We start from the raw sequence: 14799 nt of genomic DNA, 5'->3' as shown, positions 1-14799 counted from the left end.
TCAGTCACACGCGGTGGCTGCGGACGCCTCGCGCAGCGGCGCGATCTCCTTCTCGATGCGTTCGGTGATCGCCACCCGCCGGTCGAGCGCGTCCTGGCCTACGGGAAGATGCAGCGGCAGTGGACCGTCCGACGACACGATCCGGTGGATGAACGCGGCGCCCTTGACCGGATCGCCGAGCTGCGAGTGGTTGGTCTCCGCGGCCCAGTCGAGTGTCGCGTGAGCGGGGGTGCCGTCATACGCCGCAATCTGATTCGCCGGGAGTTGTAGCGAACTGGCGTCGAGGAAGTCGGTGCGGAACACACCGGGTTCGACGACGGTGCTCTGGATGCCGAACGGCGCGAGCTCGCCGGCGAGGGATTCGCTGATGCCCGCGACCGCGAACTTGGTGGCCGAATAGAGTCCGACGCCCGGCTCGCCCTCGAAGCCTCCGCGCGATCCGATGTGCACGAGTTTGCCGCGACCGGCGGCCCGCATCAGCGGCACGACCGCACGAGTGGTGTTGAGGAGTCCGAAGACGTTGACGTCGAACACCGACCGCGCCTCGGCGTCGGTGACCTCCTCCACCGCACCGAGCAGACCGCGTCCGGCGTTGTTGACCAGGACGTCGATGGTTCCGAACCGCTCCACCGTCAGGGCGACGGCGGTGGCGACCTGGTCGGGATCGGTGACGTCGAGCGGTACCGGTAGGACATCGGCGTCGGCTCGGACGTCCTCGGGGATGGAGTCGGTGCGGCGCGCGCAGACCGCGACTCGGTCGCCGGCCTGCAGTGCGGCCCGAGCCATCTCGAGGCCCAGTCCGCGGCCGGCTCCGGTGATCATCCAGACAGACATGTTCGTGCTCACTTTCGTTGGGATGGTGGTGAATCGCCGTCGAGGCGATGACATCCATGGTTGCGATGCCGCGAGCACCGGTGAAGAGAGAGTTCTTCCTGGGACAAACTGGGCCACCCACATCCTTTGACGCACGTCGGCCGAATCCCCAGGATGGAGACATGGCCGATCAGCTGGAACCGTCGCTCGCCGATTTCCTCCGCGCTGCCCGCGGCCGATTGACGCCCGAGACCGCCGGAATATCCGACACCGGGAGGCGCCGGGTCAACGGTCTGCGACGCGAGGAGCTGGCGATGCTCGCCGGGGTGAGCGTCGACTACTACACGCGACTGGAGCAGGGGCGGAGCAAGAGTGCGTCCCTGGAAGTGCTCGACGCCCTGGCCGACGCCCTTCAGCTCGACGACAGCGAACGCTCACATCTGCACACGATCGCCCGCCGCGAACCGGCCCGACGACGTGCGGACAGGCCACAGCGTCTTCACGAGTCGACACGGGAACTGCTCGTGACCTTCGACGCGGCGCTACAACCTGCGTTCGTGCTCGGACGTCGGCTGGATGTGCTGGGACACAACCGGCTTGCCGGTCTGCTCGTCGCCGACTTCGAGAACATGCCTGCAGCACAACGGAATCAGGCACGCTTCGTCTTTCTCGACCCGCACGCACGCGACCTGTACGCCGACTGGGGCGGCGTCGCCGCAGACACCGCCGCCATGCTTCGCATGGACGCGGGCAAGCACCCCGACGATCCGAAACTCGGTGCCCTGGTGGGTGAACTGTCGATCCACAGCCCAGAGTTCGTCAAGCTGTGGGCACGCAACCGCGTGCATGAACGCAGTGTCGGCACCAAGCGTTATCACCACCCGCTGGTGGGCGACCTGACTGTCGCCTACCAGGCCCTGACCCCGGGTGACGATCCCGAACAGACGATTTTCGTCTACCGGACCGAGGCCGGCTCGTCGTCGAGAAACGCGCTGCAGCTGCTGTCGCGCATCGGCGACGAGCCGTCGACCCGGTCTGAGACGGAGCGAGTCGCTCCGCGCGATCTCGACGCGGATGCCTGACCGGCTCTCTCGCGGCGGGGATCAGCCGATCGTGGTCCTGCGTGTCGGCGAGCCGGTTCGCTGTGCCGCGCCGACGGGAGACAGTGCCACGGCGATGGTGCCGGTCACCACCAGGTGTGACGGGATCTCGGTATGGAGGGTGCGGCGGTGCCGGGACAGGTCGACCACGGTGATGTCGACCATCGACCCGGTCGAACCGGCCCCGGGGAACGCGACGTCGAGAATCGACGAGTGCAGTGGAAGAGCGGCGTCGATGGAGACGACCGCGCGCCCGTGGGAGATGACCACCGACGTCATCCGGGTGACCAGCGTCGGATACCACTCCGACGCCGCGCACGAGGACTGGCACACGGGCAGTCCCTCGGTATCGAGGTAGAAGGCGACCTTGCGTCGCAGGGATTCCTCACGCAGTGACACCTCGCCCGCCAGGATGTCGTCATCGGCTGTGCAGAGCTGGGCTCCCCAGGTGGTTGCATCGAAGATTCTGGTCACGATGACCCCTCTCGGCGAAGGACTGTGTTCTCCCAGTGTGACCGAATCCGGATTGTTCTGCACGTCGACGCGGCGGAAATATGTTGCCGGACTGAATATTTGATGATCGTGACGTACTGGAGCGCACGCGCTGGACCGGGCGCCGGCTCGACGCGCACGACGATCGGGTGCTGGGTCCGCGATCTCGACGTGTGCCTTCGATCATGGCGCACCATCCCCGTCTGTGCACCTCGGACACGCCGGTCCCGGTCGTTCGCGTGACTGCTGATACCGGTTAACCGGTAACCCCGACCACCGGCCACCCTCCGGTCGGGTTGGCGGTCAGCATCGACGACATCTGCCCCACATCGGACGAGTCTTGTATCCACCGAACACGGACTCACCAGAACGAATCCGGTACCCGCAGTGAAACTGCGCGAGAGGGGATTTCATCATGGACGACACATCGATCGACACGAGCGTTGCGCCGACCGGGCCGGGGTGCGTCGAATGCGAAGCCGCCGGGTCGTGGTGGTTCCATCTTCGGCGGTGCGCCGAGTGTGGTCACATCGGATGCTGCGACGATTCGCTCAGCCGTCACGCCCGCAAGCATGCTGCCGAGAGCGGGCACACGGTGATGCAGAGCTATGAGCCAGGGGAGAACTGGTTCTACAGCTTCAAGACCCGTCAGGTGTTCGACGGTCCGACGATGGTCGAACCGACGTCCCACCCGCCGGCGCAAGGCGTCCCCGGACCGACAGCGCGGGTGCCGAGCGACTGGGTCCGGCAGCTCGACCGCGCGCACGCACGCTGACTCTGAAACATCCTTCGCCACTGCAATTCACGAACCACGGAGCCCCTCATGGCCACCATGAACTCACACGCCACCGACCCCGTCAGCGTCTACGGACGCAGCCAGAGTTGGCACGCGTTCGAACTACGCGACTTCCTCAGCAGGAGCGTCGTTCATTTCCGATGGATCGCGATCGACACCGACGTCGACTGCGCACGACACTTCGGTCTGCCGCTGGACGAGACGGACCTTCCGATCGTCGATCTGTGCGACGGTTCGCGGTTGCATTCCCCGACGGCCGCCGAACTGGCGGACCGACTCGGGTGGGTCCAGGAACCGAAACTGCAGGAGTACGACGTCGCGATCTACGGCGCCGGGCCGGCAGGTCTGTCCGCGGCGGTGTACGCCGCCTCCGAGGGACTGACTGTGGCCGTTCTGGAGCGCGAGGCGGTTGGCGGGCAAGCGGGCTACAGCAGCCTCATCGAGAACTATCTCGGCTTCCCGAAGGGTATCCCGGGCGGCGAATTGACCGAACGCGCGCGCCAACAGGCTGTCTCGTTCGGTGCCGAGCTGCTCCTCATGCGCGACGGATTGCAGACCCGATTCGCCGACGATCGGGTGTACACGACGCTGAACGACGGGACGACCGTCGTCTCACGCGCAGCAGTGTGCACGACCGGTGTCGAGTGGCGACGCCTCGGAATTCCCGACGAGGACCGCTATATGGGCTGCGGCCTGTTCTACGGGGCGGGGACCAGCGAGGCGCCGACCTGCTCCGACCTCGAGGTGTTCGTCGTCGGTGGCGGCAATTCCGCCGGTCAGGCGGTGATGAACCTGTCGGCGTACGCCAAGCGCGTCACCATGCTTGTCCGTGGGCCCTCCCTGTCGGCGACGCTGTCCGCCTATCTCGAAGAACGGGTCGTGCGACAGCCGAATGTCGAGATCAGGACGAACACCCGGGTGGTCGGACTCGACGGAGCAGACGGGCTGACGTCCATCCGTCTCGAGGACACCGGAACCGGCGACGTCGAGGACGCCGACACGGAACGACTGTTCGTGTGTATCGGCGGAGACCCCGCAACCGAATGGGCAGCCGGGACCCCGCTGGTGCGCGACGACCACGGCTTCCTGATCACCGGACCTGATCTCGTGCGCACCCACCACGAGGCGCACTGGCCGCTCGAGCGTGCTCCCTACTACATGGAGACCTCGGTTCCCGGATTCTTCGCGGCCGGGGACGTGCGCCGGAACTCGGTCAAACGTGTCGCGTCGGCCGTCGGAGAAGGGGCGATGGCGGTCACCTTCGTCCACAGCTACCTGGCGTCGAGCTAGCTGTGCACGCCGGTGTGGGTTCCGTCGGCACGCCACGTCACCGTCGTGGGGACCTCGTCGTCCCATGGTTGGCGGGTGACGAGGTCTGCGACCCGCACGTAGCCGCGTTCGAAGACGCCGGTCGCCGGGTCGATCAGGCGGTACTCCTGGATCTGACGATGAATCGGCTGGGCGTCGAGCAGAACGATCCGAACCTCGCCCGGCTCGAAACGGCAACGCCGTTGCAAAGATTCGATCAGCTGCTCGTTCGAGAGGTGACCGTCGCCGAAGTTCCAGCCCATCGCGGTGCTGCAGATGCGCTCACCGTCTGTCAGGACGTACTCCTCCTCGGGGGTGCCGGACATGGCCCGGTGCGCCAGTGTGAAAAGCGCCCGACCGTGACTGTTGAAGGAGCGGAACGCATATCCCATGTAGAGCGGGATCTGGGCGGCTTCGGGACTGCCGTAGAAGCGTTCGAGCTGGGCGGCCGGCATCGAGGCGATGGCGACGATGCCCGCTTCGATCTTCGCCGACGCCGACGGTTTGATGCACCACAGCCCGGTGTCCCAGTTGCCTGCGTAGTACCGCATGCCCGGCAGGAACGACACCTTGCGCGGCATCAGGTTCCCGACGACGACGGTCGTCGCCGAGACCACGAACAGCAGGATGGGCCACGGGGATTCGAGATCGGTGAGGCCGACGCCCGGGTGTCCGACGAAGATCGCCAGGATGCCGAACATCATGAAGACGTTCCACTCCAGCGGGACGCCCATCGGGATCGACGACAAGATGCCGAAGTGGAAGACGAGCATGACCGCGGCGGCGATCCCGCCGACCCATCCGCCGTGCGAGAAGAACAGCACGATGGGGACGAGTCCCTCGACGGCGGTGGAGAAGTGGGCGATCCAGCGTGAGCGTCGTCCGGGACGCAGGTCGTCGGGGAAGTTCTCGAAGAACTTGCGTTTGATCTTCGGCGACCGCCAGATCGGGTTGTTCGACATCATCGTCGCGATGACGAAGGGGAAGTGCTTGTTCAACTTCGACGTCGCCGCGCCCAGCCAGATGCACAGGAACAGAAGTTTGGCGCCGATGATCATGTCGACGCCACTGAACAGGAACGTCACCGTGAGCGCCCCGTACACCTCGCCGCGCGCCGCGAGGAAGACCGTCTTGTCGCGGAGTCCGATCGCGGCGAGGAGCGCGAGGATCGTCCAGATCTGCCACAGCGGCAGCACGCCGACAGTCGTGTCGAGAGCGGGGACCGCGCCGGCCCCGGGGCTGAAGAGCGCGATCAGCACGACGACGATCAGCGCGCCGTAGAGCGCGACGTCGACCGGGGTTCGGGTGTCGCCCGCGGTCAACGGGATGCGCGGCCACGGCGGCTGGCGGATGGTCTTGGGGCGCAACCAGTAGAGGATCGAACCGAAGGGTGGGAAGAAGCGGTTGTTCAGCGGACCGAACCCGCAGCCGAATCCCACGACCTCGAACAGCATCGTGTACAGAACGATCTTCTGGAAGACGATCGGCTCGTCGTACCAGTCGGTGACCGCGAAGAAGCCGTCGATGCCGGGCGTCGAGATGACGATCGCCCAGCCGATCAGGATGTAGGCGAGGATCTTTCCGACGTAGAACAGGTGCAAGGCGACCGGCGTCCCGAATCCGACCTCGGCCCAGTGTCGCGCCATCGGTCGGATCTTCTCCGCGCGCGTGCCCTGGCTCCAGGTCGGGAAATCGATGTCCGGCGTGGTCTGCTTCAGGAATCCCATCGTCGCTGAACGTAACAAACCAAGCGATTGCTTGGGGTCGGATCGAACCTGGTCGAGCGAGTTCGGCGTCGTACGAGCGCTCGGGTCACCGATGTGTGGCGTCGTACCTTTCGCGGCTCGCGTGTACCTCGTCCATGTGGGCCTCGGCCCAGGTCTTGATCGATGCCATGACCCCGTGCAGGGAGAGTCCGAGGTCGGTGAGTTCGTAGGTGACCGTGACCGGGACCGTGGGAGTCACGGTGCGCGTGAGGAGTCCATCGCGTTCCATCGAGCGCAGCGTCTGCGTCAGCATCTTCTGGCTGACCCCGGCCAGGCGTTGTGCCAGTTGGGAATAGCGCATGGTCTGCGGGCCACCGGGACAGTCGTTGCCCGGGGCGGGGCCATCGCTGCCGAGTGCGGCGAGGATGAGCGCGACCCACTTGTTGGAGATGCGGTCGAGGAGCTGGCGGCTCGGGCACTGCGCGAGGAATGCGTCGTACTGTGCGCGGGCCTCGGCGCGTTTGTCGGCCGCGGTCTGTGTCGGCATGGCGGCACCCTTTCGTTCCGGTGAGTAACGCACTTTGAAGTGCGTACTTTCCATTGGAGAGTTGCTCTCTCATGGTGGTTCATAGGAGCGCCACACACAAGAAGGAGCACACCATGAACACATATCGAGACACTTTTCGTGCCGCCGTCGTGACCGCACCGTCGGGACCCGATTCGATCGAGATCGTCGACGTCCCGGTGCGGCGACCCGCGGACGGCGAGGTGCGCGTCGCGGTCGCCGCTGCGTCGATCAATCCGGTCGACCTCGCGGTCTCGTCGGGGTTCTTCCACTCGGTGGGGGTGATCAACGGCGACGCGGCCGTCGGATTGGGCATGGACTTCGCAGGCACGGTGCTCGAGTCCGGTGCCGGCGTCGACCTCGCCCCGGGAACCAGGGTGGCCGGTGTCCTGCCCGGCTTCGACCATCCGACCGGCGCCTACGCGGACGAGGTCGTGGTCCCGGTCGATGCGGTGGCGGGCGTACCGGAATCCCTGGATCTCGTCGCGGCATCGACCGTGGCCATCAACGCCCTTGCCGCCGAGCAGATCCTCGACCTGCTCGACGAGCCCGGACCCGGCAGCGACCGACTACTCGTGACCGGGGCGGCCGGAGTGGTCGGTGGATACCTGCTGGTCCTGGCCCGGCGTCGAGGATGGGACGTCACCGGACTGGCCCGACCGGCCGACGAGGGGTTCGTCCGCGGCCTCGGCGCCGGCTTCCTCGACCGGCCACAGGGCGGCTGGCCCGCGGTCGCCGACGCCGCGGCGATGCAGGAGGCCGCACTCGCGCTGGTGCGTGACGGTGGCCGGTTGGTCGGGGTGATGCCCGGTCGAGCGCCGGCCGCCGAACGTGGGATCACCGTCGACGTGGTGGACTCTCACGCCGACGGTCGGCTCGGACGACTGCTCGAACTCGCCGCGGCGGGCGACCTGCCGATCCGGGTCGAGGGGACCCTGCCCCTCGATCAGGCTGCCGATGCTCAGAAGGCCGCGGCGAAGCCGGGCCGGCGGGGTCGGTGGGTGATCACGCCGTGACGACGTGCGGTACGGGCGGGTCGAAGCTGGGGTTGTCGGGGAGGGGTGACTCGCCCTTCGAGTCCCCGATCTCCTTCACCGTCTTCAGGCCGGAGAGCTTCGAGTCACCGCGCCGCGCGAGCGAGTCGTCGTACCACTCGAACCACGGGTAGCCGTACTGGAGATACTCCTCGATCGTGGGAGGAGCGTGGTGCGGAGCGGTGCCGGTCAGTCCCTTCCAGTCGGCGCTGTTGACGATGCGCAGGACGGCCTCGCCGGTGGTGCCGGTGTCCCAGTTGGTGCGCGGTTCGATCGGCGTCGCGATCGACTGCGTGATCGATCCGCCGGCGCCCATGCCCATCGCACCGGTGGCCCCGGGCGCTTCTGCACACAAAACCATCATGTCGGGATCGTCGAGAGTCGGCTCTTCGCGTCGAGTGGCGATCCGCTCGTTCCAGACCGACCCGCGGAGCGGCGTGACCTGGATGCGTAGTCTTCCGTCGTCGGCTCCGGTGAGCTGCTCCGCGGCCGTGTAACCGCCACCGAGAGGCATCGCGACGAACTGCCGGACGGTCTTCTCGTCCACGCGGAAGCCGTCGAGCCAAGGCTGTTCGGGGACCTCGAAGTAGTCCTAGCCCTGGAAGTCGACAGCGTCGGAGAAGTCGTCTCCGGTGACCGCGTTGATGCCGCCGACGGAGATCCGGACCAGGAACGGGTAGTCCTCGGGCGAGGAGAAGCTGAACCACGCGGCCTCGGCCTGCCACATCGGGAGCAGGACGTCGGAACCGGCCCAGGTGCGCGACCTGTGGGCCACCGATTCCGCATTCATCAGCGGAAACGAGCCGATGCTCGGTGGCAGCCCGTAGGTGGTCTCGTCGTCGGGAACGCGGAGGGTGCGATGCACGCGGATGTGCAACCGGGCGTCGGGGTGGACGTCGGGGAAGGCGAATTCCAACCGGTTCCGGGTGACGGTGGGGGACATGTGCGGCCTCCGGCTGGTGCTGATGTGTGTCGTCGACGGTAGAGGTCGGGTCCGACAATCCCCGGCGTCCACGGACCTGCGTTCGAACCGGCGACGGGACCGGCGTCGAGTGGTTCACTGGAAGCATGGTGTTCGTCGCGGTGGCCGTCTTCGTGGTGGTGGTTGCGGTTGCGCTCGTCCTGCTGATGTCCACGGCGATCGGCGCCTTCTCGGCGATGTTCAGCGAGATGAGAGCCGACTCCGCCCGGCGACGCGCCCGCCGCGGTGATTCACCGGTATCGGTGGCGGACCCCGCCGCGTCGAACTCGGCCGATCCACTCGGGGAGCTCGCCGACGACATGCGGTTGGCACAGGCCCGACGCTGGGCGTTGTGCCAGTCCGTGCAGAGCCGTCTCCCCGACGAGACGAACGAGACGTCCGGACACGTCGCCCGCGCCCTCGACATCTGGGGTGGCGGTGACCTCGACCGGCTCAGAGGCGACCGCGTCGGACAGATCGTCTGGACGACGGCGATGATCGCCGACAGCGTGGCCCGTCACCCGGCCTGGAAACTGGACTTCTTCGACCATCATGCCGTCCGCGTCGATCTCGACGGCGAGGTCACCTCGATCGCCACCGCCGCTGCCGGCCTGCGCGACCAGCTCGACATTCTCGGTGATTCCCCCAAGGGTCACCTCGGCGTCGACGACGAGGTGGTCGCCACCTTCACGGAGAAGTCGCGTGTGCTGTCCGGGCGACTCGACGGCCTCGTCGCACGCCTGGAGGCGTTCGCCGACTACGAGCAGATCGTCGCCCGCATCCAGCAACGCCAGGAGAAGCAGGCCTGGCTCGACCGGGTCAGTGCGATAGACGAATTCGAGCACGTCGTCGGCGTCGAGTGGGACCGTGCCGAGAGCGACCGCGTCCGCAACATGGCCGACGAATCCGAGGTCCTCGCCTCGATCTACCTGGATGAGATCGCCCCACTGGCGAAGTCGCTCAAGCGAAGTGATGCGGCCTGAGGCTCGTCACGAAGGGGCGATGACCACCTGGAACAAGACTTCCTTCCGGACCTCGAAGCCCAGCTGCTCGTAGAGGCGGATCGCGTTCACGTTGGTGGCCTCCGCGTGCAGGACCGGCGTTGCACCCCGGTCCCGAATGCCCTGTGCGAGTGCGAGAACCAGCCGTGACGCGAGGCCCTCGCCGCGGTGATCGGGATCGGTGCACACGGCGCTGATCTCGGTGTGCCCCCCAAGGGCGAGTCGTTCACCGCCCATTGCGATCAGGCGGCCGTTGCGTCGAATCCCGAGGTAGGTGCCCATCTCTATGGTGCGATTACGAAACGGCCCGGGACGGGTGCGGCGAACGAGGTCGGTCATCTCCGGGACGTCGTCGGCGGCCAGTCGGATGCCGGCGTCGTCGGGTCTCGCGAGCACTCCGGCGTCGACCATCTGCACCCCGGGCAGGTGCATCTTCGATTGCCAGCCGACAGGCGGTGTGTCTGCGACGACCGGTAGGAACAGCGCACCTCCCGGACCGACCAATCGTGCGGCGTCGGCCCAGTCCTCGGCGGTCGGGTCGTCGGGGAGGGCGGCCATCGGGCACACGTCGGGGTGGTACCGCAGGGCGGTGCCGACGCTCTGGGCGAACCGCGCATGCGGGCCGGTCAGGGCAGCGCGGGCCGGGTTGTCGAGCGGTGTGGCGCCGGAACGTTCTGTCCCGCCTGCGGATTCATCGACGCCTCCGGCCACACGGCGACGATACCCGGTGGTGCGGTGCGATACGGGTCGAGTAGTCGCGCACGCGGGAATCGGGCTGCGCAGGACACTCAGACGGTGCCGGCCTTACGATCGGGCGATCAACAGCGCTGGTCGCGGCGTTCCGCGGAACGCCCCCCGGCGGAAGTTCGGGCGAGAAGGAGCCGCGCGTGGCGACGAGTGAGCGTGCCCCCGACGTCGACGCCGACCGTGCGGCGACGCGCAATCTCACCTTGATGCTCGTGCTGACGTTCGCGACCGGCGTGGTCGACGCGGGCGGTTTCCTCGGCTTCGACACCGTGTTCCTCGGCAACATGACAGGCAACGTCCTGATCCTCGGGATGGGTGCAGCCGGCGCCGACGGCCTGCCGGTCCTCGCGCTATCCCTGGCACTGGTCGCGTTCATCGTCGGCGCCGGGATCGCGAGCCTGTTCCTGGGATCCGGCCGTCGCGGATGGAGTCCGCGATTGACCGCCGTGCTGGCGGTATCGGCGTCGCTGGTCGCCGGCACCTCGGTCCTCGTCTGGCTGCAACCGGCCGAGCACATGGCGGCGATGTTCGCCATCGTGATGACGGCGAGCGCAATGGGCATGCAGGCCGCAGCCGCGCGCAACATCGGGGTCGCGGACGTGACCACCGTCGTCGTCACGTCGACGATCACCGCCTGGGCGATCGACATGTTCGCCCGTCCCAGCCGGGCCACGATCCTGAACCGCCGGCTCGCGGCGATCGTCACGATCCTGGTGGGTGCCCTGGTCGGTGCGCTGCTGGTGAAGGTCGCGCTCTGGTCGGTCTTCGCCTTGGCCGCGATCGTCAGCGCCGTCGTGGTGGTGTGCGGGCATGTACTTGCGGCGGCGGGTGGCGGTTCGGAGGCGCCCGTCTGATCACGTTGCGTTTTGTCGCGGAAAGCGGCACAAATCGCAACGTGGTCCGGAACCGCACAAAGGAAACGGTCGGCGAACGCGCTATTGCGCACTCGCCGACCGTCTTTCAGGTCCCGGCCGAACGGTCGCCGAGCCCGAGGTTCGCAGAGATCAGCGCAGCACGATGTCGACCGGCACTGCGCTGCCGAGGGTGTGGCCGACGGGAGAGCTGGCCTGGACCTTCGCATGCAGTTCGTCGAGCTTCTCGCGCGGGGCGTCGGAGTCGATGGTGACGTTCGCGGTGATCGAGCTGAAGCCGGCGTGACCTTCGGCGAGCCCGAGGAAGACGCGAAGATCGAGGTCGCCCTTGAGATCGATGCGGAGGTCCTTGAGTTCGATGCCGGCCACCGTGGCGTTGGCTGCGTAACCGACCGCGAGGCAGTTGCCGAGCGCACCGAGGAGTTGTTCGACGGGGTTGGGTGCGGTGTCGCCACCGCCGAGCGCGGCCGGCTCGTCGGACCCTATCGGCGAGAAGTTCCGGACACGGGCCTCGGACGCGAACGCACCGTTCCACTGAACATGTGCAGCCCAGGTCGTCTGCGCCTTGGAGTCGTCGGCCTGGATGGCTTCGACGAGCTGACCGACAGCTGCGATGTCGACGTCATTGAGGCGGGTGGCGGTCTCGGTCATGGTGCTCCTTCGGGCGAACGATGCAGTGGCATCGAACGTAACGAGCAACGGAGGGCGAGACAGCGTTCAGCACCACGCTGATCCGAACTGTCGGAAATCAGGACGCCGCGTGATCGATCACGGCTATGGGATACCGCGAGGCGTGATGGGCGGCGCGGGTCACCGAGGTGGTCCAGACCGGGAAGATGGTTCCGGCGCGGGGGCGGGTGATGACCAGCAGAGACGCCTGCGGCACCGCCTCGGCGAGGGATCGATGTGGATCGCCGTTGACGAGCTGGATGTTGACGGGGAGCGCGGGATACTGCTGTCGCCACGGCTTCAGGAGGGCGTCGGCCCGCGCGTACACATCCGAGATGTGTTCTGGCGCGGCATCGTCGGGAATGGCGCAGATGATGGTCACCGATTGACCGATCTCATGGGCAAGCGCGAACGCGGTATTGATGGCGTGTCCCGAGGGCGCGTCGACGTCGACGGCGGCGACCACCGGGCCGTCGAAGCTCAGGTTGCCGAAAGGCACTGTGACCACCGGGCATTTCGACCGTGCGGTGAGGGTCGCGCTGACGCTTCCGGCGGTGAGTCGTTCCAGCCAGCTCGCCCGATGATGCCCCAGCACCAGGAGGTCGACGTGTTCGGACACCTGTAGTAGCAGCGGAACCGGTAGCTCGGGCTTGACCAGGGTGTCCACGTGCAGGTCCGGATGGTGGGCGCGGAGAGCCTCGGCGACTGCGTCGGCTCGGGTCAGCGCGGCGTCGCGGATGTTCTCGATGTCGAACTCGGCGAGGCTCTGGGCGGCACCCGCGGGTGCGTATCCGCTGACGAGCAGCAGTCGCCCGCCGCGTCGGAGAGCGGCCGCCGCACCCCATCGTGCGGCGGCCTCCGCCTCCGGGCTGTGGTCGAGCCCGACCGCGACCGTGCTCATCGCGGCTGGGTGTCCTCGGTCGAGGCGAGTGCCGCGGCGGCGGCCTCGGCCCGCCGTTCCTCATCGCTGCTCATCGTCTTCAGCGCGACCTCCTTGATGAAGCAGATGGCGACGAGGCTGAGCGCCGCCATGACACCGGCGACCAGGAAGATCCTCGCCGTGCCATCACCGTAGGCGCCGCGGACGATGTCGGCGATCGGACCGGGCAACTCGTTGAGGTTCGCCAGCCCGGCCTGCGAGCCGCCGGTCTGTGCCGCGTCGATGCCGACCGCGCTCAGGCCCTTGGCGATGAGATCGGTGACGTGGTTGGACAGGATCGCACCCAGCACCGACACGCCCGAGGCGCCGCCGAGCGAACGGAAGAACGTGACCGTCGAGGTGGCCGCACCCAGATTGGCGGGGCTGACGTTGTTCTGGACCGCGAGCACCAGGTTCTGCATGGTCATCCCCATGCCGACACCGAGGACGAACAGGTATCCACCCAGGATCACCATGTTGGTGTGTGCGTCGATCGTGGCGAGCAGTCCGAAGCCGACGGTCATCAACGCCGCACCGGCGACCAGGTAGGCCTTCCACCGTCCGAAGCGGGTGATCATCTGGCCGGAGATCGTGGCCGACACCATCGAGCCGAGGATCATCGGCAGCGTCAGCAGGCCGGCCGCGGTCGGCGAGTAGCCGCGCGCGATCTGGAAGTACTGACCCAGGAACACCGCACCACCGAAGAGCGCGACACCGACCGCGATGCTCGCCAGCGTTGCCAGCGTCGTCGTGCGGTCACGGAACAGGTGCAGCGGGATGATCGGGCTGCTCACGCGCGACTCGACGAACACCGCAGCGGCCAGCAGAACCAGTCCCAGCGCGACGAGGCCGTAGGACGTCCCCGACGCCCAGTCGAAGCTCTTGCCGGCGAGGGTCACCCAGATCAGCAGGGTGCTGACGCCGGAGGCGATGAGGAGTGCGCCGCCGTAGTCGATGCTGACCTTCTTGCGGACCACGGGGAGGTTCAGGGTGCGCTGGATGACCATCAGGGCGACGACGGCGAGGGGCACACAGACGTAGAAGGTCCAGCGCCAGCCGAGCCAGCTGGTGTCGACGATCAGTCCGCCGATCAGCGGACCCGCGACGGTGGCGAGCGACATCACCGCGGCCATCGGCCCCTGGTAGCGGCCACGTTCGCGGGGGCTGAACATGGTTGCGACCACGATGACGACCAGCGCCTGCAGGCCGCCCAGGCCGAGACCCTGGATGACGCGGTAGCCGATCAGCATGTCGACGGACTGTGAGGTACCGGCCAGGATCGACCCGATGGTGAAGAGTGCCAGTGACATCTGCACCAGAAGTTTCTTGCTGACAAGGTCCGAGAACTTACCCCAGATCGGCGTGGTGGCGGTCGACGCCAGCAGGGTTGCGGTGACCACCCACGTGTACTGGTCCTGCGTGCCGTGCAGATCGGTGATGATCGTGGGCAGGGCATTGGACACGATGGTCGACGACAGGAACGCGACGAACATACCCAGCAGGAGGCCGACGAGCGCCTCGATCCGCTGGCGGTGTGTCATCGGGATGTCTTCGACGTCCGCCGGCCCGGTGGCGGGTGCGCTCATACTTCGATACCTCCGCGAGACGCGTCCTCGTACTGACCGGAGGTCGCGCACGGGACGGCACATTGTTGAATGCTGCAACTAGGACAGATGTGAAAGTTGTAACACGCAACTATCGAAGATTGTTCCGGCTGTGGCCGACGCCTCAGTCGCGGACGGGTCGAAACCGTCTCGTGACGTGTCGCCGTGTGATTCCGGACGGTGTCGTCGGCGCGCGATAGCCTTCGCCAGAC

Annotated in this window: 16 protein-coding genes; 6 read left to right on the top strand and 10 right to left on the bottom strand. The window is 67.1% G+C overall.

Translation table 11 applies throughout. From position 1 onward, the window contains the following. Nucleotides 1–834 carry an SDR family oxidoreductase gene (locus LQD00_RS11750; RefSeq protein WP_006358904.1) on the bottom strand — a complete coding sequence of 278 codons (834 nt, stop codon included), beginning with the start codon at nucleotides 832–834 and terminating at the stop codon, nucleotides 1–3. Nucleotides 835–995: 161 nt separating this feature from the next. Between LQD00_RS11750 and LQD00_RS11745 the strand changes: the two genes are divergently transcribed. Then, complete coding sequence (locus LQD00_RS11745; protein WP_232717377.1) at nucleotides 996–1895, top strand: helix-turn-helix transcriptional regulator; 900 nt, start codon at nucleotides 996–998, stop codon at nucleotides 1893–1895. Nucleotides 1896–1916: 21 nt separating this feature from the next. Here the strand turns inward: LQD00_RS11745 and LQD00_RS11740 are convergent, their stop codons facing one another. Next, nucleotides 1917–2387, bottom strand: coding sequence for a hypothetical protein (locus tag LQD00_RS11740; RefSeq protein ID WP_232717375.1), 471 nt, complete (start codon nucleotides 2385–2387; stop codon nucleotides 1917–1919). A gap of 433 nt (nucleotides 2388–2820) precedes the next feature. Here LQD00_RS11740 and LQD00_RS11735 point away from each other — a divergent pair, with 433 nt between their 5' ends. Further along, entirely contained in the window at nucleotides 2821–3180 is a 360-nt protein-coding gene (locus LQD00_RS11735; RefSeq protein WP_232717374.1) for a UBP-type zinc finger domain-containing protein, read from the top strand. Between the two features lie 48 nt (nucleotides 3181–3228). Then, nucleotides 3229–4491 carry an NAD(P)/FAD-dependent oxidoreductase gene (locus LQD00_RS11730; protein WP_232717372.1) on the top strand — a complete coding sequence of 421 codons (1263 nt, stop codon included), beginning with the start codon at nucleotides 3229–3231 and terminating at the stop codon, nucleotides 4489–4491. Here LQD00_RS11730 and LQD00_RS11725 read toward each other — a convergent pair. Together LQD00_RS11725 and LQD00_RS11720 are read right to left on the bottom strand one after the other, a co-directional pair. After that, complete coding sequence (locus LQD00_RS11725; protein ID WP_232717370.1) at nucleotides 4488–6236, bottom strand: DUF3556 domain-containing protein; 1749 nt, start codon at nucleotides 6234–6236, stop codon at nucleotides 4488–4490. The genes LQD00_RS11730 and LQD00_RS11725 overlap by 4 nt on opposite strands. Before the next feature lie 85 nt (nucleotides 6237–6321). After that, the gene (locus tag LQD00_RS11720; RefSeq protein ID WP_232717368.1) at nucleotides 6322–6762 is read right to left on the bottom strand and encodes a winged helix-turn-helix transcriptional regulator; all 441 of its coding nucleotides are present in this window, start codon (nucleotides 6760–6762) and stop codon (nucleotides 6322–6324) included. Nucleotides 6763–6875: 113 nt separating this feature from the next. On the opposite strand from LQD00_RS11720, the gene LQD00_RS11715 reads away from it, so the two are divergent. Beyond that, entirely contained in the window at nucleotides 6876–7796 is a 921-nt protein-coding gene (locus tag LQD00_RS11715; RefSeq protein WP_232717367.1) for an alcohol dehydrogenase catalytic domain-containing protein, read from the top strand. On the opposite strand, the gene LQD00_RS11710 is transcribed toward LQD00_RS11715, so the two are convergent. Together LQD00_RS11710 and LQD00_RS11705 are read right to left on the bottom strand one after the other, a co-directional pair. Beyond that, entirely contained in the window at nucleotides 7786–8361 is a 576-nt protein-coding gene (locus LQD00_RS11710; protein WP_232717366.1) for a hypothetical protein, read from the bottom strand. The genes LQD00_RS11715 and LQD00_RS11710 overlap by 11 nt on opposite strands. A 45-nt stretch (nucleotides 8362–8406) precedes the next feature. Continuing rightward, nucleotides 8407–8757, bottom strand: coding sequence for a hypothetical protein (locus LQD00_RS11705; RefSeq protein WP_232717365.1), 351 nt, complete (start codon nucleotides 8755–8757; stop codon nucleotides 8407–8409). 125 nt (nucleotides 8758–8882) lie between these two features. Here LQD00_RS11705 and LQD00_RS11700 point away from each other — a divergent pair, with 125 nt between their 5' ends. Next, the gene (locus LQD00_RS11700) at nucleotides 8883–9758 is read left to right on the top strand and encodes a hypothetical protein (protein ID WP_232717363.1); all 876 of its coding nucleotides are present in this window, start codon (nucleotides 8883–8885) and stop codon (nucleotides 9756–9758) included. Between the two features lie 6 nt (nucleotides 9759–9764). Here LQD00_RS11700 and LQD00_RS11695 read toward each other — a convergent pair whose 3' ends face one another. Beyond that, nucleotides 9765–10487: a GNAT family N-acetyltransferase gene (locus LQD00_RS11695; RefSeq protein ID WP_232717362.1), complete on the bottom strand. Its 723-nt coding sequence runs from the start codon at nucleotides 10485–10487 to the stop codon at nucleotides 9765–9767. Between the two features lie 176 nt (nucleotides 10488–10663). Between LQD00_RS11695 and LQD00_RS11690 the strand changes: the two genes are divergently transcribed. Further along, a complete protein-coding gene (locus LQD00_RS11690) occupies nucleotides 10664–11377 on the top strand; it encodes a YoaK family protein (protein WP_232717361.1) in 714 nt (237 codons plus the stop codon). Nucleotides 11378–11527: 150 nt separating this feature from the next. Here LQD00_RS11690 and LQD00_RS11685 read toward each other — a convergent pair whose 3' ends face one another. From LQD00_RS11685 to LQD00_RS11675, 3 genes are all read right to left on the bottom strand, one after another. Then, entirely contained in the window at nucleotides 11528–12046 is a 519-nt protein-coding gene (locus LQD00_RS11685) for an OsmC family protein (RefSeq protein WP_006867178.1), read from the bottom strand. A 97-nt stretch (nucleotides 12047–12143) separates the two neighbouring features. After that, nucleotides 12144–12965, bottom strand: a complete 822-nt coding sequence (locus LQD00_RS11680) for a universal stress protein (RefSeq protein ID WP_232717360.1) — start codon at nucleotides 12963–12965, stop codon at nucleotides 12144–12146. Then, nucleotides 12962–14569 carry an MDR family MFS transporter gene (locus LQD00_RS11675; protein WP_232717359.1) on the bottom strand — a complete coding sequence of 536 codons (1608 nt, stop codon included), beginning with the start codon at nucleotides 14567–14569 and terminating at the stop codon, nucleotides 12962–12964. Before LQD00_RS11675 ends, LQD00_RS11680 begins: the two co-directional genes overlap by 4 nt. Between the last annotated feature and the right edge of the window lie 230 nt (nucleotides 14570–14799).

Source organism: Gordonia metallireducens (assembly GCF_021245825.1).
Taxonomy (GTDB): Bacteria; Actinomycetota; Actinomycetes; order Mycobacteriales; family Mycobacteriaceae; genus Gordonia; species Gordonia namibiensis.
The sequence above is the reverse complement of the archived record's forward strand: the minus strand, read 5'-3'. Positions and strand labels throughout refer to the sequence as shown.